The 19,186-nt window shown below is 66.7% G+C and carries 15 protein-coding genes; 4 read left to right on the top strand and 11 right to left on the bottom strand.

Annotated features, from left to right (window positions below; all coding sequences use genetic code 11):
* Window positions 1–126: 126 nt before the first annotated feature.
* The 3 genes from U9978_RS05825 to U9978_RS05815 form a co-directional block, all read right to left on the bottom strand.
* On the bottom strand, window positions 127–1,779 hold the full coding sequence (locus tag U9978_RS05825) for a VWA domain-containing protein (protein ID WP_322760011.1): 1,653 nt from the start codon (window positions 1,777–1,779) through the stop codon (window positions 127–129).
* Window positions 1,780–1,793: 14 nt separating this feature from the next.
* Window positions 1,794–2,936 carry a hypothetical protein gene (locus tag U9978_RS05820; protein WP_322760010.1) on the bottom strand — a complete coding sequence of 381 codons (1,143 nt, stop codon included), beginning with the start codon at window positions 2,934–2,936 and terminating at the stop codon, window positions 1,794–1,796.
* Between the two features lie 147 nt (window positions 2,937–3,083).
* Window positions 3,084–4,367, bottom strand: a complete 1,284-nt coding sequence (locus tag U9978_RS05815) for a serine/threonine-protein kinase (protein WP_322760009.1) — start codon at window positions 4,365–4,367, stop codon at window positions 3,084–3,086.
* Window positions 4,368–4,951: 584 nt separating this feature from the next.
* On the opposite strand from U9978_RS05815, the gene U9978_RS05810 reads away from it, so the two are divergent.
* Together U9978_RS05810 and U9978_RS05805 are read left to right on the top strand one after the other, a co-directional pair.
* Entirely contained in the window at window positions 4,952–6,487 is a 1,536-nt protein-coding gene (locus tag U9978_RS05810; RefSeq protein ID WP_322760008.1) for a malate:quinone oxidoreductase, read from the top strand.
* Between the two features lie 576 nt (window positions 6,488–7,063).
* Window positions 7,064–7,780: a carboxypeptidase-like regulatory domain-containing protein gene (locus U9978_RS05805; protein ID WP_322760007.1), complete on the top strand. Its 717-nt coding sequence runs from the start codon at window positions 7,064–7,066 to the stop codon at window positions 7,778–7,780.
* A 498-nt stretch (window positions 7,781–8,278) separates the two neighbouring features.
* On the opposite strand, the gene U9978_RS05800 is transcribed toward U9978_RS05805, so the two are convergent.
* From U9978_RS05800 to U9978_RS05775, 6 genes are all read right to left on the bottom strand, one after another.
* Entirely contained in the window at window positions 8,279–8,701 is a 423-nt protein-coding gene (locus tag U9978_RS05800) for a hypothetical protein (RefSeq protein ID WP_322760006.1), read from the bottom strand.
* A 226-nt stretch (window positions 8,702–8,927) separates the two neighbouring features.
* Window positions 8,928–9,581: a hypothetical protein gene (locus U9978_RS05795; RefSeq protein WP_322760005.1), complete on the bottom strand. Its 654-nt coding sequence runs from the start codon at window positions 9,579–9,581 to the stop codon at window positions 8,928–8,930.
* Window positions 9,578–10,315, bottom strand: a complete 738-nt coding sequence (locus U9978_RS05790) for a hypothetical protein (RefSeq protein ID WP_322760004.1) — start codon at window positions 10,313–10,315, stop codon at window positions 9,578–9,580. The genes U9978_RS05795 and U9978_RS05790 overlap by 4 nt, the downstream gene beginning before the upstream one ends.
* Before the next feature lie 2 nt (window positions 10,316–10,317).
* A complete protein-coding gene (locus U9978_RS05785) occupies window positions 10,318–11,751 on the bottom strand; it encodes an ATP-binding protein (protein WP_322760003.1) in 1,434 nt (477 codons plus the stop codon).
* Between the two features lie 134 nt (window positions 11,752–11,885).
* Window positions 11,886–12,662 (bottom strand): ABC transporter permease, encoded by a 777-nt coding sequence (locus tag U9978_RS05780; protein ID WP_322760002.1) that lies wholly within the window; start codon window positions 12,660–12,662, stop codon window positions 11,886–11,888.
* Window positions 12,663–12,772: 110 nt separating this feature from the next.
* Window positions 12,773–13,861 carry an ATP-binding cassette domain-containing protein gene (locus U9978_RS05775; protein WP_322760001.1) on the bottom strand — a complete coding sequence of 363 codons (1,089 nt, stop codon included), beginning with the start codon at window positions 13,859–13,861 and terminating at the stop codon, window positions 12,773–12,775.
* Window positions 13,862–14,076: 215 nt separating this feature from the next.
* On the opposite strand from U9978_RS05775, the gene U9978_RS05770 reads away from it, so the two are divergent.
* Complete coding sequence (locus U9978_RS05770) at window positions 14,077–14,469, top strand: hypothetical protein (protein WP_322760000.1); 393 nt, start codon at window positions 14,077–14,079, stop codon at window positions 14,467–14,469.
* A 39-nt stretch (window positions 14,470–14,508) separates the two neighbouring features.
* Here U9978_RS05770 and U9978_RS05765 read toward each other — a convergent pair whose 3' ends face one another.
* Window positions 14,509–16,449 carry a serine/threonine-protein kinase gene (locus tag U9978_RS05765; RefSeq protein WP_322759999.1) on the bottom strand — a complete coding sequence of 647 codons (1,941 nt, stop codon included), beginning with the start codon at window positions 16,447–16,449 and terminating at the stop codon, window positions 14,509–14,511.
* Between the two features lie 230 nt (window positions 16,450–16,679).
* Between U9978_RS05765 and U9978_RS05760 the strand changes: the two genes are divergently transcribed.
* On the top strand, window positions 16,680–17,096 hold the full coding sequence (locus U9978_RS05760; RefSeq protein ID WP_322759998.1) for a WXG100 family type VII secretion target: 417 nt from the start codon (window positions 16,680–16,682) through the stop codon (window positions 17,094–17,096).
* Window positions 17,097–17,656: 560 nt separating this feature from the next.
* Here the strand turns inward: U9978_RS05760 and U9978_RS05755 are convergent.
* On the bottom strand, window positions 17,657–19,186 hold a 1,530-nt coding region (locus U9978_RS05755), incomplete at its 5' end, for an FtsK/SpoIIIE domain-containing protein (protein ID WP_322759997.1).

Raw genomic sequence — 19,186 nt, 5'->3', positions numbered from 1 at the left:
GGCGGAGCGCGTCCTGGGGCTACCCGCGGAACCGCGTGCGGATCGCGACGTGGCATGGAGCAGTCTTCCCCGGTGATCTGCCGGACCGGCCGTTGCATCGTCTGATAAGAGGCTGGTGCGGCTGATCTATTGATAACCGCGGATCTGGCAGAATGCGTGCGCCAGCTCGCCGTTTCTCGCGTCCCACAGTTGACCTCTGGTGGCTGTGGCGATTGCCTGCATCTGCGACTCCGCGGCCTCGCCGAACAGGATCGGAAACACCGGTATCGGCGTAGCGCCGGACCGGGAGGCGACAAAGGCCTGGAAGTCGGCCAGCGAGCGGCCACTGTTGCTCTCACCGTCGGTCATGAGCACGATACTGATGAAGCGGTTCTGGTCGGATGCACTGTCGAGCACCTTGTACGCGCTGACCAGGCTGTCGTACACCGCGGTGTCACCGCCGGCATGCAGACCGGTGATGGCCGTCCGGACGGCGTCGCGGGACGGCTGTGGGTTCTGCTCGTCGATGGTGAAAGCCAGCGGTTTGGCCGGGGTCTGGTTGAACGGCAGCAGGATGACGTCCTCGCGGCTGCGGAAGCGGCAGTACTGGCCGGACAGGGAGGTATCCGCGCCGGTCAGGCCGTTAAGTGCCTGCTGCAGGGCGTTCAGTCGTGCACCGGCCATCGACCCGGAGACATCGAGGACGTAGGCCGTGCGCGAGGGGCGCCGGATGCGGTCGAAGTAGGCGGTGAGCAGCGCGTCGATGGCGGATCTGGTGCCCGGGAAGGGGAGCTCGACGAGCCCGTCGGGTAGTCCCGGTGGGAGCGGGACGCCCGGCACCGCGGCCCGCCGCGCGGTCCGTTCCGTGATCGTTCGCTGCACGTCGGGCGTGCGCAGGTAGTCGGCCAGCCGCTGGTGCGCCGTGCGGGCGGCGTCGCCGACGCCGGCGAGGAGGGTGAGGGGGTAGTCCGCGCTGACCACGCCGTCCGTGGGATACACGAGCACGAGCGGTTCGGGCAGCTTCCGGGTCCGGTTCACGGCCACCAGGGACGCCTCGTAGTTGATCAGTCCGTCCAGCGCCGGGCCGGGGTCGGCGCCGAGGTTCCTGCGCAGGAACGCGTCGGTGAGCCAGCCCGACGAGCCCGCGGTCAGCCGCTGGGCCGCGAAGAATCCGGTGAGTGACGCCGAGACCCGTTCGATCGCGGCGGCGTCGAGGACCCGGCCGCTGCCCTCCAGCGCGGACGCGACCGCGACGAGCGCGGAGAAGCCGGTGTTCGACGCGGCCGGATCGGTCATGGCGAAGGTGAACTCACCGCGTTTCGCGGCGTCGGCGATGTCCGACCAGGTCACCGGCGTCCTGTCCCAGCCCAGGCGCCGTGCCACCGGTTCGCGCAGCCCGAGCACCACCGGGGAGCCCATGATCCGCGGCGACGTCGCGAGCCGTTGCCTGGCCGCCGGGATGGTCTCCATGTACCGGGTGGAGGAGAACCACACCGCGTCGTAGACGCCGTCGGCGCGACCCTCGGCGACGGTCTGCGCCCCGTCCAGACTGCCGGCGAAGGTCATCTTCACCGTGACGCCGGTGGCTTTGGCGGCCTCGTCGAGAATCGGCTGCATGTCCGCCAGCTCGCTGCCGGCGAGTACCCGAAGGGTCGTGGGCGGGCCGGGCGTGACCCGCACCGTGGACGGCGCGCCGGTCGGCGTGCCGCTCGGGCCGACCGAAGGGTTACTCGACGTGCATGCGGCAGCGACGAACACGGCGGTGACAGCCACGGCGACGGCGACGGCGATGCGCCTCATCGGATGGGAACCCATCAGGCACACGGCCGAGCGTTTGCCTCAGTCGATTTGAGGGAGGCGATCATACTTTCCAGTACTTCGAAGGACGGCGACCCGACGCTGTCGACTGGTGCCCTGCGGCTGCTGATCGGCTGGTCGGTGGCCCGCGCCGGGCGGAAGCCGTGCTCCGCGGCGAGGTGTGCGAGCTCCGGGTCGTCCCGCAGCACCTGCCCGACCCGGCGGCCGGCGTCGTCCAACGGGATCAGCGTGTGCTCGGAGTAGACGGTGGGCCGTGGATACAGCAGCACCATGTCGGGCGTGAGGTCGGGCTTCTGCCCCGGAGCCTCCGCTACGAACTGGGCCTCATAGATCAGCGCCATCGGGATCCGTCCCATGCCGTCGACGAGGTAGCGGTCGAACAGCACCTGGCTCGTGTCCGGCTTTTCTCCTTGATCGATAACCAGCCGGCACAGATCGGGCAGCACCTTCTGCACATCCTCTGCCGTGGTCACCACGGGACCGCCGTTGGCGACCAGCGATGCAATCGACAAGAACATGATCGCGGAATTGGAATCCTGCGGATCGGTCGTCATGAGTCGCACCGCCTTGTGCCACCTCGTCTTGGGGTTGTCGTTGCCTGGCAACTGATCCCAGAGAACGCCCTTGCGAGCGACGGCGAGCAGCGCCTTGACGTCCACGACCATGCTGCCGTCCGAGGCGGGCTGGACGATGGTGGCCTTGGTGAGCACGTCGACGACATCTTTGAACGTGGCCACGGTCATCGGTGAGGAGAACGGCCTGAAGCTGTCGGTGATGGCCAGCTCGTTCATGATTTTCTTTGCGGTTGCGGTGCTGCCCGGGAACGCGAAGCCGTAGCCGTCATGGTCGGGGCGTTTGAGGGCGTTGAGCATCTCGCGTGACCCGCTTGCATCGACGGTGACGCTCAGGCCGGCGCAGGCGAACCGCGCGCTCACCCGCTGGTCCTCGAAGAACGCCTCCTTCTCCGATCCGATGACTCCGCGTACGGCGGTGAGCGGGCCAGCCGCACACGACGCCGACGACGATCCGTGGGGCTTAGCGATCACAACAACGGTGACCACGACGATGAGCGTGACGCTGGCGACAAGGAAGGCAAGTCTGATGAACAGACGGTTTCCGCGCGATCCGCGCTGTGCCATCACGACGTCGTGCCACCGATACCGGACGTGAGCAGCCGCGCGTGCGATGGCACCAGCGTGGTGCGTGCACGGCACGACATTCCCTGCGGCGTCCGCATGGCCAGGCCCCCCAACCCTCCTGCCGGTGACCGCTATTCCGGCGAAACCTTACCGCCGCGACAGCGGGGACCCACCGGGGCCGGCGTCGCGCGTGGGATTCGACGGCTGCGCCCCTGTCCGCTCATCCGGTTCCGGATCGGCGGTCCAGCCCCGCACAGCGAACGCAAGGAATATCCCCGCGGCGGCCAGAGCCGGCCAGACCCACGCCAGTGTCGGGCCGTCGACCCGGCCGACCAGGAACAGGACGAGTGCGACCAGAGACCCGGCGCCGCCGCCCACGATGGCCGGCAGCAGCACCCCTGTTCCGCTGCCTGTCCTGCCGCCTGATCCGCCGGTTGTCCCGCCGCCTGCGGCTGGGACAGGACCGGGTACGGGTACGGGTATGGGTACGGCCGGCGAGTCACGCGGCGGCCACGGCAGCACGGTCGCCGGTTGGGTGACCGTGTCCTGCGCCCACGCATCCCGCATCGGAACCCCGGGCACGGCCCCGGCCGGCGCCTCAATCGTTGCGCGGGCCGCCGCGGCGAGCTCCCCGGCCGACTGATAGCGATCGTCGGGGTTCTTTGCCAGGCCCTTGGCGACCACGGCACGCAGCCCGGCCGGCAGGCGATCCGACAGCGGTTCCGGGTCATGGAGCACCTGCGCGACCAGCACCATGGCCACGTTGTTTCCCACGAACGGTCTGCGCCCGGCCAGGCACTCGTACAACACGACAGCCAGTGAGTACACGTCGGCCCGATGGTCGACGGTGCCATTCGCGAGCCGATCCGGTGCCATGAGCCGTTCCGGCGCTACGTAGTGCGGCGTCCCGACAAGTTGCCCTATGCGGGTCACCGGTGGCGCACCGCTGGTGTCGATCGGCTGCGCGATGCCCCAGTCGAACAGCCAGGCGTGATCGGTATTCGGTCGCGCACCGGCTTTCAGGAGAATGTTGGACGGTTTCACGTCGCGGTGGCGCAGTCCCTTGCGGTGTGCGGCGTCCAACGCTGCGGCGATCTGCTCAACGATGGCCACCGCTCGTTCCAGTGACAGCGGGCCGTTCCTGATCACGGTGGCCAGGTCGGTGCCGTCGACGAGCGGCATCGCGATGTACGGGGTGTCGGCGGTCGAGTACTCGAAAACCGGCAGCACGTGCGGATGATCTATTTGCGCGGCCAGCTGGCACTCCCGGCGGAATCGCTCCGCGAGCTCCGGATCACTCAACGCCCGGGTCGACAGCAACTTCAGCGCGACTTTCCTGTTGTGCCGAGGGTCGAACGCGACATACACCTCGCCCATGCCGCCACTGCCGAGACGCTTGATGAGCTCGTATGGGCCGACCTGGTTGGACACCGATCACCCCTGGCTGGGCGAGGCCGTCATGACGCCAGAGATGATACGGCCACGGACCCTGCGCAGGCGGCGGTGGTGTTGCGCTGCCTCCTCGACGCCAGTCGGTCACGCAGCTGACAACGAGGTCACCATCGCCAGGACGTTGATCGAAAGTGACCGGGATGTCCATCTCGGCACACCTCGGAGGCGGACCGGCCGTGGTCGGGCGACCGGCGCCATGAGCCGCGTCGACGGTCACCGTTCGCCCTTCCTGGAAAGGCCTTCCGACCTATTTACCGGTCGCCGTCTCATCTCGGCTTGAATCCATCGTGAAAGCGCCATGTTAGGGACGTGTAACAATTCTGTCTCGCAATATCCCGGGCGACCGGACGGCGATTCCTCCGTACGTCCGTCCGCCCAGCTCACCGGGCATCCAGGCCTTCACAACACCGGTCGGTGCCCATAGCAGACGGTGTGCCCGGGGTTGACAGGGTCATTCAGCCGCGTGATTCAGACCTCACAGATTCAATTTTCGCTGCGTATAGCCGGGCCGTGCGATGGACTTGTGCTAGGCACGAGAAGAGCGAAAGAAGGCCGAGGGCCACATGAATCCGCAGTCGTTCACCACGTATAGCGCCAGTCAGACCACTGACGTCGTCCTCATAGGCGCGGGAGTCATGAGCGCCACACTTGGTACCCTGCTGCACAGACTCCAGCCGGACTGGTCGATTGATGTGTACGAAAGACTGCCCGGGGTGGCCGAGGAGAGTTCGGATCCATGGAACAACGCGGGTACAGGTCACGCGGCACTGTGCGAGCTGAACTACACCAGCGAACTTCCGGACGGCACCATCGACGTGCGGAAGGCCATCAGTATCAATGAGCAGTTTCAGGTTAGCCGCCAGCTCTGGTCGCATCTCGTGGAAGACGGGACGATCGGCGATCCGGAAACATTCATCAACTCGATGCCGCACATGACATTCGTCCAGGGGGCTGCGGACGTCGACTTCCTCCGGCGGCGATACGAGGCATTGCGGGCCGAGCCGCTCTTCGCCGCCATGGAATTCAGCGATGATCCGGCGGTGATCCAGCGTTGGGCGCCATTGCTGATCGAACAGCGCAAGCCCGGTGAGCCGATCGCCGCGACCCGCGACATATCCGGAACCGACGTGGATTTCGGCTCCCTGAGCCGGCAGCTGTTCAGGTCACTGGAGTCGTCCGGGGTGCGGATACATCTCAATCAGGAGATCAAGAGCCTCACTCAGGCACCGGACGGCACCTGGCGGTTGCGGGTCCACCACCGGACGAGCGGGAAGACGAAGGACGTCACCGCGCGGTTCGTCTTCGTCGGCGCGGGCGGTTGGGCGCTGAAGGTACTGCAGAAGTCAGGTATACCCGAGGCGTGCGGATTCGCTCTGCTGCCCATCAGCGGACAGTTCCTCCGCACCGACAACCCGGCGCTCGTCGCCCGCCACCAGGCGAAGGTGTACGGCAAGGCGCCGATCGGTGCACCACCGATGTCGATGCCGCACCTCGATACCAGAGTCGTCGACGGAAAGGCATCGATCCTGTTCGGCCCCTACGCCGGATCGAGCCCGAAGTTCCTCAAGAACGGCTCCATCTTCGATCTGCCGAAGTCCATCCGTCGGCACAATATCATTCCGTTGATCGCGATGGCCAGGGACAACATCGCCCTGGTCGCGCTGTTGGTGAACGCGCTGACGGCGACCCGGAAGAAGAAGATCGACGAACTCCGGAAGTTCGTCCCCGGTGGTACCGCCAGGGACTGGCGGATAATCACGGCCGGCCAGCGTGCGCAGATCGTCAAGAAGGACCCGAAAAAAGGCGGTGTCCTCCAGTTCGGAACCGAGGTCGTGGCTTCCGGGGACGGCACCATCGCCGGTGTCCTCGGTGCCTCTCCCGGTGCGTCTACGGCGGTTCCGATCATGCTTGATCTGCTCCGGCAATGCTTCCCCGACCGCTACGATAAATGGCAGCCAGCGCTGGGTGAGTTGATCCCCACTTTTGGCCGGAGACTCTCCGACAATCCGGAACTCGCGGTCCACACTATGGCGACGACCGCGAAGACCCTTCGCCTTACGGAGATTCCCCGACCCCTTCCGGGCCGCTCCCTGGGCTAGGCAAGCTGGCCCTGGCTGGCCCTGGCTGGCCCTGGCTGGCCCTGGCTGGCCCTGGCTGGGGTCGCTCGGCCGTCGGCAAGATCGGCGCGAGTTTGTCCATGTGTACGCTTTTCGGGCCGAAAAGCGTATCTAACGACAAACTCGCGCCGATCATCGTTGGGTGGGTAGGGGACGACGGGTTTGATCCGTACCCCGTGATCTGCCCGGTCGCGGCGGGCGGATCGGGCCAGGCTGGCCGCCCAACCGTCGGCGGTCAGGTTGTAGTCCTGCTTGGCGCCCAGGTGGGCTTGCCCAACTGAGACCACACCCGTCGGTAGCCGTGACGGTGCCCTGTCCGTGGGTATTCGTTGAGAACTGTCGTGTATTCTCAGCATCAGATATTTCTGATCTTAAAAAATTCTGCAGGCGCGACAGGAGATGGCCTGGTCGCGCATCTCGACACACGTTCTCACGGCCCAGCCGGTAGTCGCGTTTCCAAAACATCAGCCGCCGACGGCCCTGCTCATGATTGAGGGCCGACGCGGTTGCGGGGCTGCATGGCACACGAGCGAAGATTTTTGGGGGAAGTCAGTGCTCATGAAGGTCATTATGTTTATGAAGTTCATCAGGAATTTTCTTGTCCTGTTCGTCGCGGTTGTCGCGCTTACCGTCGGCGGCGGGCTTGTTACCGGCACGGCTGCTTGGGCTGCGACGACTGGTGGGGTGTCCGGCACGGTGGTCGCCGCGACCGGTGGCGCCCCAGTGTCCGGAGCGACCGTTTTCCTGCGCCCGCGTGCAGGGGGTCCAGGTGGGGGCACGGCGGGCACCGCTTCGGACGGGAGTTATTCGATTACCGGTCTGGCAGCAGGGACCTACGCGGTGTCCATCCGGGCCGTCGCCCCGTATGTACATAACTATGACGCTGGCGATGTCACGATTCGATCAGGCGCGGTGAAGTCAGGACGGACGCTGAAGCTCCAACTTGGTGGCAAGATCAGTGGTCTGGTCACCGACTCGGTTACCGGCGCGCCCATTCCCAACGCCAAGATCTCGGCATGCGTGGACGAGGGTGACCAGTGCGGTGACGCATCGACCGATACCCAGGGTCGGTACACCCTCACTACTCTCGTTGGCCGTGAGGGTGACACGGAAGGATTGTTCACCGCTGACTACATGGTCATGATTGACGCACCTGGCCATGCCCGGCTGTGGTGGGGGTCGACGACGCCATCGGGGTACCCCGGCGCGCTCGTCCACGTGAAAGCGGGCAAGACCACGTCCCATATTGATGGACACATGAAAGCAGCACACTAGCAGTTCACTAGGGTGCCGATCCGGTAAATTTAGGAGATCCGCGGCGGCCCGGTGGCCTGGCTGCACGATGACTACCGGTGCGCTGGGCGTACCTGTCAGGTCCGGTACCTGTCAGGTCGCCTAGCGGTCGGAAAACCGACTCGTGTTTTGTTGCCGCGGTGTTTTATCGTCTCTGTGGGGACCATCGGGCATGGTGGTCCAGACCATGCCACGGGGGCGGATCATGCGTCGATCGATCAGTGATCGGTTGTTCATTTATTGGCCATTCAGCCATCGGTTGTTCGGTAATCGCTCATTCGGCGTTGGGAAATCCGTAGGATCGGCGCTCGCGCTGACGTTGCTCCTTGTCGGCTGCGAATTGGCGGGCACATACCAGCCGCCGCTTCTCCCGTTCGAGCTCACACTTGCCAGTGATGGGTCAATTACCTGGAGTGCTAAATCGGAGATTGTGACTCCGCTGGGAACTTTCGGTGTTCAGACGTCCGGGTCGAAGAAGATTCAGGCCCCGCCGGGCGGCACCCTGCTCGTCGTCCGACACCCGATCCGCGGCGTTGCCATGGACAGCGTGTTCGGCATCCACGTTGCGGACAAGCTCCGCTTCCTTACGGACGGCGATTCCGCCATCACGACCAACCGGAACGTGGTCACGTTGAACCTCCGGAGCAACGTGCACGGCGTCCGGATCCAGAACGTCCAGCAGGTGAAGTCCGCGCCGCAGTACGCGACCCAGCAGGTGAAGGTGCTGCCGCCCGCGCCGAAGGCCGCTGCGCCCACGGCATCGCCGACCGGCCCCGGTTCGTCTTCAGCGTCACCGACTGTGGGCGCATGCCAGCCCGCGCCCACACCGATACCTGCGCCGAGCGCGCCGTCGCCGGCATCCTGCGCAGTGTCGACGATCGTACCGTCCGTGGATCCGAGCAAGTCTGCGGCGGCAACGCCTTCTCGGACACCGTCGGCAACACCGGCGGCAACGCCGTCAGCGGCTCCGGCCGCGACTCCGTCGAAGGCGCTGAGCCCGACGTCGGCCGGGTCTACACCAAAGCCCCCGGTTCAGGCACCGACCCTAACGGTTTCGACGGGCCACGCCACGGCTCTGCTGTCATGACGCGACGGCTTGGTGCCACGGACCTTGGCGCGGCGGCGACGGTCAGTCGGCCTTCGGCGGGTGCGGCGTGGCGGCCGCGAGCAAGGTGGTTGATGTCCGTGGCCACGGGTGCGGTGCGGGTCGCAGCCGCCGCCAGTCATACGGCGGGTGCCCCAGTTTCGGGTGCCGCCGGTCGTAGCGGAGGGCGCCGAGCCAGGCCAGCACGCAAACACCGATGAGGGCTTTCGCGGCGGCGCCGGTACCGGTATGTGTGGCGGCGGTCACGCCGGCCATGGACGCGGCAATGGCAAGGTAACCCAGTACCGGATAGATCAGAAGCTGATGCCACACCTTGGTGGGGGCGCTGGCCTGCGCGGGCAGGAAGTAGCCGCTGTGGACCTCGTCCCACCACTGCCACAACCCGAGTACCAGGCAGGTGACGACGACGCAGACAGCCCCGGCACCGCTGATCAGGCTCGCTACGGCGGTCGGTGGGGTGCCGTGGGAGATGCCGGTACCGATGCCGATGGCCACAGCGAGCAGCGGGTCGCCGTAGATGAACGCGACGAACTGCTCCCGCGGCCGTAACCAGCGCTGTTCGAGGGTACGCGCGAGCAGTATCGGGATTCCCGGGCTGATCGCGAACGCGGTCACGGCGGCTACGAGCGGCCCGTGGGACAGCGGTACCCCGAGCCATGGCAGCCAGCTGGCCGTCAATTGTGCCCCGCCGCGCCGGTGATGAGCCGGTCGACGGTGGGATCGGTGAAGAAGTCGGCGTTGAGTCGGGCGAATGCTGACACTTCAAGCAGGTTCGTGTTGCGTTCGTCGGGCGCTGCGGCCGGCGGATTGCGTCGGTGCAGGAGCTCGGACTCGATGTGGGCGACCACAGGCCTGCGATCGGCCGTGAACTGGGAGACGACCCGTTTCGAGACGTTCGCGGACCGTGCCACCTGCGGCTCGCGGAAGTGGTTCAGCATGGCCCGCCAGATGATCAGGTCGGTTGGTCGGCGGATGAGCTGGTCCAGCAGGGGTGCGGCGCGTTTGTACGGGCGGGCCGCGGTGTCGTCGGCGCGGTGTCCGCCCTGCGCTGCCTCGACGGCCCGCAGCAGCGGCCCGCGCCCGGCGCTTTTGGGTACGACCGTCCACGTCTCAGGGAAGAACCTGAACACGGCCAGGAGGAACAGCATCCTGTTGTCTTCGTCGACCGAATGCACGATGCTGGGAATGCCGTGCGTGGACAGGACCTCGAAGGCAGCCAGGCCGCTTTCGCGGGTTTCCTTACCGTAGTGCAGGTCGACCAGCGCGAGTTGAAAGTCGCCGTCCCGGTCGAGTAATGCGGCCAGTTCCATGGGATTACGGACGCCGACCACCTCGACATCACGGTCAGCCTCCAGCGCGCGGGCGACCTCGGTCTCCGCCATCAGAAGGTCGTCGACAACAAGGACACGCATGGTCATACCCTTTCCAGAACCCGGCTGTATGGCGGTCCCGAACTCGGCTGCGGCGAACGCCAGCGCACGTTCACCGTGGCTCCCGTATCCGGACCTGTATCCGTATCCGTATCCGTATCCGTTCCCGGACCTGTATCCGGACTTTCAACCGCATGTGCGCTCGCACCGTTGAAAAACGCGATGCGTCCGCCGTAGCGATGGATCTCCCACTGCAGGACCCGCAGGCTGCCGGCCGGATCAGCCAACGCGTCGGCCGGCATGCCCGGACCGTCGTCACGGACCTGGACCTCGACCCAGGGGCGAACATCGTCCGGGATAGTGGTCACGAACACTTCCACCTGCTGCGCACCGGCTTTGAAGGCGTTGGTCACCAGATCGGCGATGACCCGGCGGGCCAACTGGTAGTCGGTTCCGGACAGCACCAGGTCGGCGCTGCCGTCGGCCAGCCGGCAACGTCCCCGCATGCCGTCCGGCAGAACTCGCACCAGGGCGTTCCATAGCGTGGCGAACAGGCGTGGGCCCGGTTCCTCTGTGCCCCGGAGCAGTTCCAGGCGTGCCTCCTCGACCACCACGAGCAGGTCCCGGACGAGCGCGCGGACCTCAGCCTGGTTCGGCTGTGGCGCCTCGACGGTGTTGGCGACGATCCGGACGGCATTCTTGATGAGGCTGTGCAGGTCCTGCGCGACACCTTTGCGGACCGCATCCTCCGCATCGCGGACGGTCTCCGCGGCGGCGGCGAGTATCTGGTCGAAACACACCCACACGATCTGCAGGAGCAGTGGGCTCAGCCCAAGCGACACGCGCAGCACCGCCGGGACCGCGGCCAGTTCCGTTGTCCACGATACGGCGATGATCAGAAGAACGAGGCTGCTGGCGCCGATCGGTATCAAGCGGCGGAGCACCACGAGGAACGGTGCCGGCGGGCCGGTGCTGCGGTCCGGGCCGACGATCACCGGGACAGGCGGTGCGTACCAGCCCGCATCCAGCACGATGTTGAGAAACAGCATCCAGGTGAAGCTGACGAGGGCGAGCAGAGCCACTGATCGAATGGCAGGCGACAGTCCCGGTACGGCCCACGGGCCGGCGAACAGCAGTCCGGCGTTGAGGGCTCCGAACGCCTCCAGCAGCCCCGGGAGGTCGACCTTGGCATGACCCCGTGCCTGGAACAGGTGGTCGGCGAGCCAACGCAGGCCCGGTATCCGTTCCAACACCGCCACCAGATGGGGGCGGGCGTGGATGAACGCCATCGGGCAGCCCACCGTGATGATCACCAGCTGGCCGGCTCCCCGCGGGAGCTGGGTTGCGGGTAATCGCGCGGCTGCGGCCCACAACAGCGCGACGCAGCCGAGCCTGAGCCATGACGTCGTCCGGTGTTGTGCATCGTCCACGGCCCGGACAGCGGTCGCCCAGACCACATCCGAACGGTCGGTGCGCACAGCACAGTCTCCCCGTCGTCAGGACCAGTGGCCCGAATGATTCTGCACGATCACAGGCTGGTACCAGGGAAAACTTCGCGCGTTCCCGACGGGGCACGCGCCCAGCCGGTGCCCAGCCGGTGCCCAGCCGGTGCTCAGCGCGACATGGCCTGGTAACGACGGACGCTGAGTGACGCGAAGAGCGCGACGAGGACTGTGACCCAGATCAGGGTGGCCAGTACCGGGTGCTTCGTGGGGAAGCCGCTGCTGCCGAAGGGATTCGGGTTACCGAACAGAACCCGCATCGCGGCGGTCAGGGCGCTCACCGGATTCCATTCCGCCACCGGCTGTAGGACGCCGGGCAGCGTCTGGATGGGGACGAAGGCGTTGGACAGGAACGTGATGGGGAAGATCGCGGTGAACGCCACCTGCTGAGCGACCTCGACGGTCGGCACCAGCAGCCCAAGCCAGACACCGATCCAGGCCATCGCGTAGGCGAACAGAAGCCCGAGGGCCACCGCCGCGAGGAAGCGGACGGGTCCGTCGCGGACCCGCCAACCCACGGCAAGGCCGGAGATCATGAGTACCGCGAGGATCACGGCGTTGTAGACGACGTCGGAGACGGTGCGCCCGGTCAGGAAGGCCGAGCGGGCCATCGGTAGCGAGCGGAAGCGGTCGATCAGACCTTTGGCGAGGTCATCGGTGATGCCGACGGCGGTGGTCGCAGCCGCGAAGGTCAGCGTCTCGGCGATGATCCCAGCCATGACGTATTCGCGGTAGGAGCCGCCTCCCGGCAGCGGGATCGCCCCGCCGAACACGTAGGAGAAGAGCAGTACGAACATCACTGACTGGAGGATCGCGACGATCGCCAGCTCGGGGATGCGTGGGATCCGCTTCAGGTTGCGCCAGGCGACGATCAGAGAGTCGGCCACTACCGACGCGCTGGCGGCGGGTGCACGCAGTCTCCAGCGAGATCTCCGGGATTGCGTAGATGGATGATCGTGTGTCCGTCGGCCCGGGTACGCGGGGTCTACGGGGTTTGTCACGAGGCCCTTCTCGCACCTGTATCAATCGTCTCATTGCCATTGCCATTGCCATTGCCATTGCCATTGCTATTGCTATTGCTATTGCCATCGGCGGACGGCTGCTGTGCGGCGTGGCCGGTGAGCCGGAGAAACACGTCGTCGAGGGTCGGGCGGCGCAGCCCGAAGTCATCCAGCACGATTCCAGCCTCGTCAAGGGCGCGAATAAGGGTGGTGAGCTTGCGCATCCCACCGTCGGCGGGCGCGGTCAGGCGTTTCGTCCGCTCGCCAACGGCGGTGTCAGCGCTGTCAGCGCTGTCAGCGGTATCGGCGGTATCGGCGGTGCAGTGGCGGGAGATGACGTCCCGGGCCCGGTCGAGGTCCGCCGGGTCGTTGACGACGATCTCGACCCGTTCGCCGCCGACCTGCGACTTGAGCTCAGCGGCCGTGCCGCGAGCGATGATCTTACCGGTGTCGACGACGGCGATGACGTCTGCGAGCGCGTCGGCTTCCTCCAGATACTGCGTCGTCAGCAGCAACGTCGATCCTTCACGGACGAGATCGCGGATGACGTTCCACATCGAAACCCGACTGCGTGGATCGAGACCGGTGGTCGGTTCGTCCAGGAACAGCAGCCGTGGGTGGCCGATGAGAGCCGAGGCGAGATCAAGGCGGCGGCGCATCCCACCGGAGTAGGTTTTGACGATGCTGTCCGCCGCGCCGGACAGCGCGAACTGTTCGAGCAGCTCGCCGGCGCGGAGGTGCGCGGTGCGGCTCGGCAATTGGTAAAGCCTGCCGAACATCCACAGGTTTTCGGCGGCGGTGAGGTTCTCGTCGACGGCGGCATACTGCCCGGACAGACCGATGAGCCGGCGCAGTTGCTGCGCGTCGCGCACCACGTCGTAACCGAGTACGGTCGCCCGACCGCTGTCGGGCCGCAACAGGGTGGCCAGGATGCGGACGGTCGTGGTCTTGCCGGCACCGTTGGGGCCGAGCAGACCGAGGACCGTGCCCTGCGCGACCTCCAGATCGAGACCGTCGAGCGCATGTACCGGGCCGGCACGGGTCGTGAACACCTTGGTGAGGGCCTGCGCACTGATAGCTGACACGAAGTGGCCTCCTTCCAGACGTCGGACAACCAACAGCGAGATCACAACCCGCTTACGCCCTGCGGTGCGTTGAGCCTCGTCTCCGGCCGCAGAGACTCAGTATCGGTCGATGCGGCGGAGGTCACCGGTCCACGCGCGTGCGGTTCGGTGCTCAGGCTCCCGTCAGGCTGTTCCGCCCGTGCAGGCTATGCTGCCGACCGGACTCGGAGGGACGAATGCGGGCACGGTGGGCAGCGGTGGCACTGGTGATCGTCGCGCTGGCGGCAGGGTGCGGCGGGGGATCGGCGGACCCTGAGGAGACGCCACCGCCGAACACACCCGGCTACCGGCTCGCCTTGCTCGACGGCGAGGCGGATCCCAGCTTGGCGACCATCCGGCGGTACGACAGCGCCATCCAGACGGTGGCGAGCGGATGCAAGGGCAGCGATGTGGAGGTGGCCAGGCTCGCACAGGAGTCACGGGAGGCGTTGACCAACGGAAAGGTTTTCGAGGACATCATCGTCATCCTCAGGGACGTCGCGGGCTACACGGCGGACGCCGCGGAATGCAAGACCGCGTTCACAAGCTATGTCGTTGTCCAGCTCAAAGCCGAAAACGATCCCAACTGAACAATGATCCCAACTGACCGGCGATAAAATGTCAGAAGATCAATAATAGGATGGACAGGACGGCACGCCGGGGATGGGTTCGTTCTGTCCGCCCTGGGACACCGCGGTCGCCGGCAGATACCCCCAGGCGCCGCTGTAGCCATAGGCGTTGGAGCTCCCGGAGTCGCCCTCGGTGTAGAGCCACCAGGTGTTGGTGTTTCCCTGGATGACAGGGTTCGACCGGCCCTGGTACTGGCATATCACCCATACCTTTGCGGCTGCGTACATGTATCCGCTGTCATCAAGGGCCTCCGCCGTCTGGTTGGCGCGGACGTTGGCGTAGACGGCCGAGCCCACGTAGGTACTGCAGGTGTAGAGGGTCGAGAAATGTCGTCCGGCGTAGTCGTTGATCGACCCGCTGCTCGCCGGACAGCTGCCGCCTGAGGCCGGTTGCGCTGGGGGGGCGGTGGAAGGGGCCGGCTGGGCAGGCTGGGCCGGAGCGGACGACACGCTCGGAGAGCTACTTGCCCGGGGCTGCGGTTCTGCCGGCCCTGCGGCGGGCTGACCTGCGGCGGGCTGACCTGCAGCGGGCGCCGCCGCGGCGGCCGACACCGGCGGTGGGAGCGAATCCGGGTTCGCCGGAGCCGCGTCTGTCGATCCAGGTCCGGTTTCCGTTCCCGTTCCCGTTCCGGAGCCGGTTGGCGCCGGGCTGATCGTGCCAGCTGCCGATGTCGGGTCATTTGAGGGCGCGCTATCGGTCCCGTCGGGTGTCGGTGGCGCCGCCATCGACGGGATGACGGATTTCACCGTCCGGGTCTGGGCTATGCCGGTACCCCCTCGCAGGACGGCAGTCAGAATCGCGATCACCACGAGTACGGTCGCCGCACCCGCGGCCGTAACCAGCCACGCGCGTCGCAGACGTCGGTGACCCGAACTGGTGTCCGCGGGTACCGGCGAGAGCGGTGGCATCGGTGCTTGCCGCGCCCGGGCTTTGGTGGGCGTGTCCACGGCCTCGCGGAGCCCGGGCGCCAACGGCGGCGTGTCCGAAAGGTACGGCGTGTGTGGAAGGCGCGGCGTGGCCGGAAGGCGCGGCGTATCGGGTTCCACGTCAGCTCCGGCTGGCACCGGTCGGGCCAATGGCTCGCTTCCGACGACGTCCCGCAAGGCGTTGAACGTCTCGACAAGGCTGACCGCGGTCGGGCGCTGTTGTGGATCGACCGACATCATGGACCCGATCAACAGCCGGAGCGGTTCTGCGACGGCCGGGTCGAGCTCCACGGCAGCGCCGGCGAGGATGCGGCGGATGAGCGTCGCGGGTCCGTCGCCGGCCTGGGCCGCGAACGGAGCCGTGCCGGTAAGCAAGGTGTACAGGGTTGATCCGAACGCGTAGATGTCGGCCGCCGGCGAGTAGCGCTGGCCGTCGAGCACCTCGGGCGCGCAGTGGACCGGTGTAAAGGCGTCAAGACTCACCGACTCCTCCGAGTCGGTGCGGATGCTCGCCACCCCGAAATCGCTCAGCACCGCGCAGCCATCATCGGAGACCAGAAGATTTCCTGGCTTGACGTCACGATGAGTAATTTTGGCATCATGCGCCGCAGCGACTGCGCAGGCGACGGATACCCCTACTCCGACGGTTTCCAGCACGGACAGCTGGTTGCCGCCATGTATCCGGTCCGCCAACGATCCCCGTGGGAAGTACTGCATCGCGATGAAAGGCCGGTCATCGGCGGTGGCGCCTGCGTCGTAAACGGTGATGACCTCTGGGAGGTGCGACAGGCGTCCGGATGCCTGGCACTCGCGGGTGAACCGGCGCAGCGCGTCCGCGTCCCCGAGGTTGGTGCCCAGAACCTTCATGGCCACCGTTCGCGCGAAACGTTCCTGGTGGGCGGTGTACACGGTGCTGAACCCGCCGGTCGCGATCCGCTGAAAATCCCGGTAACCCTCGATGGGCGGACCCGGTGAGCCCCCGCCTCTACCCTGGCTCGCTCGAACCCGCTCCACATGATCTCCTGGTGCTATGGTCGCAGCCGCGTCCGCTGTGACGCATGCCCGGTTGAATTCCACATCATAGGCGTGTGCCGCGAGCCATGAGTCGTTGGTGGTGCGCGGGAGGACGCGACGTATCGTGCGTTGTTTTGCAGCGGATCCACGCGGCCGCCGAGCACCCGAAATAAACGTGATCGCCTACCCTTCGGTTGCTGGATTGTCTCTCGTTGTTGCTTCCTGGTAGCGTGCCGGTCAGCGCTTTCAGGCGTCCCTGGTGCTGCCGGGCGGATGGCCGCCGCCAGCGGCTTCTGTCGGTGACCCTGGTTCTTGTGGCCGTCGGCCACCTGACGAAAGGTAAAGACGCGATGGCTGACGTCCATGTTGATTACGGAGCGTTGGAGCAGACGGCATCGAGGCTCACAGCCGGTCAGCACGAGATGGAAACCCAGCTGGCTCAGCTCAAGGGACTGATCGACAATCTGGTGACCAGCGGGTTCATCACCGATCAGGCGTCGGGGAAGTTCCACCAGTCGTATGAGCAGTGGAACACCGGTACCAGGAACGCCATCGCCGGGTTGGAGGGCATGGGCGGTTTCCTGAAGCTGGCTATTTCGAAGCATCAGGAGCTTGATGCCACGCTCAGCCAATCGGCCGGCGGCTGAGTAAGAGCGCCCGGCAGCAGGGGCGTGGATCAAGGAGTGGAGCTGGGGTGCGTAGATCGCGAGGCAGAGGAGGAAAGCACCCTGGTGTTGGGTGTCGACCGACGACAACGACGCGAGGTGCGTGCCGCGGCCCCGCGACGCCGCGTCCCTCTTGCCGGTCGCTCTAAAGGCCTCGATGGTATCGGCGATTTTCGGGTCGAGCGGTCGGGATCCCTGGGAGGCAGTGCGCTGCGGAACAGTGCTGAACGGCCGGCCGTTGCCGGGCTCTGCCCAGATACAACGGCATTGTAGGTAGAAAACGTCATCATAACGGCCGATTTTACCTACTGTCGGACGACATTCGGCCGAACGGTAGGTGGTTCCGGTCATCAGAACGGCCTCAACGACCTACGGACCCCGGCCCCGCCACCCGGATTCTGTTGACCGGCAGTATCAGGTGGCAAGCCGTGAAGCCTTTTGACCGGCACGACCATGCCACCCTGCTGCGGGATACGGCGGCGGTGCCGGGGGCCGGCTACCGGGGGGCGCCGGGGGCCGGCTACCGAGGTGCCGGTAGCCGGCTACCGGGCCAGATGCACCAGGGTGGTGGTGCGGGCGGTGGCGAGGTGGCCGCGGCCGGCCGGCGTGGCGAAGAACTGGTCGGGTTCCAGTTTGAAGCCGTGCTCGCGTGCCGTCACCGGCACGGTGGGCGTGAGTAGCAGCCGGGCACCGCTGGTCATGATCTCGTTGACGACCCGAATGAGAGAGCGGCGTTGGCCGGTGAGGATGGGCGCCGCGTCGCCGCACAGCACCAGCGCGTGGCGGCCGAGCGAGCCGGGGCCCGTGATGTCCTGAAGCAACGTCGGGCCGTCGGCGAAGTTGACCTGGGTCGGAATCAGGGTGATCTGTTCGCAGTCGTCGACGACCACCGCGTACCGGCTGTCGGCGAAGGCGTCGGCCGTGGTCCGCAGGTCGGTGTCCTTCACGGTCGTCCCGGTCACGATCCGGACGCCGCCGTCGTCCCCGACGAGTGCGGGCAGCGGTGAGCGTGGCGAGGCGACGACCAGCACGCCGACGCCGATCCGCCGCAGCCCGCGGATGACGGTCGCAGCCGCGGTCGTCCGCCCGGACCCCGTGGGGCCGGAGACGAGTAGCAGGTGCGGCCCGACGTCGAAGAAGTCCATGCCCACGATGTCGACATCCGGGCCGCCCACGCCGAGCGGCAGCCAGGTGTCGGACGGGGGCGGGTCGGGGAGCCGCAGGTCCTCGACCCTGAGCTGGGTCGGTAGCGGCGGGAACGGCCGTGGCAGGCGGGCTGGCCCGGCGGTGGGCAGTCCGGTGGGCAGTCCGGTGGGCATTCCGTTGGGCAGTCCGGTGGTGGCCGGTCGGGTGGTGACAAGCCGGGCGGTGACCTGGCCGACGAGCATGTCCGGATCGATGTCCGGGCGACAGATCTGGATGTGCGTCCCGGTGGCGGCGTCCGCGGCCCGGCCGGGTACCGATGGTGGGCTTGCCACCCCCGACGGCAGGTGCGCCCGGCGCACCTCCTCCTTGCCGAACGGTAGGAGCAGGCGGTGGGTGAACAGCGTCGCCACCTTGCTGGTGAACAGCTCCTGGCCGCCCAGGGGCACGACGTGTATGCCCAGTGGTGGCCCGTTCACGATCGTCTCGCGCAGCGTGGTCAGCAGGGACGTCTCCATGAATGTCGGGTCGCTGCGGTTTTCAAACCGCTCCCAGCCATCGACCACGACGACGATCCACGGATCCCGCAGCCCTCCGGACGCGGAGTCACCGAAACCGCCCCCGAAACCGCCACCGCCACCGCCACCCAGGCGTCCGATCTGGCGCCGGGCGACCTCCTGGTGCAGCCAGGTGACGAACCGGCGGATGCGGTCGGGCTCGCCGCCGGCGATCACCGCGCCGCAGTGCGGCAGGTCCACGTAGGCCGCCAGCCCCGCCGGCTGGTGCTCGATGACGTACACCTGCGCCTCGTCCGGCCGAAAGCGTGTGGCCAGACTGGTGATCAGTGTGCGGGCCAGCGTCGTGCGGCCCTGCTGCGGCCCACCGGCCACCAGCAGCCGGTCGCTTCCGGCGAGGTCGAGCACGGCCGG

Source organism: Protofrankia sp. Cr2 (genome assembly GCF_963555885.1).
GTDB lineage: Bacteria > Actinomycetota > Actinomycetes > Frankiales > Frankiaceae > Protofrankia.
The sequence above is the reverse complement of the archived record's forward strand: the minus strand, read 5'-3'. Positions and strand labels throughout refer to the sequence as shown.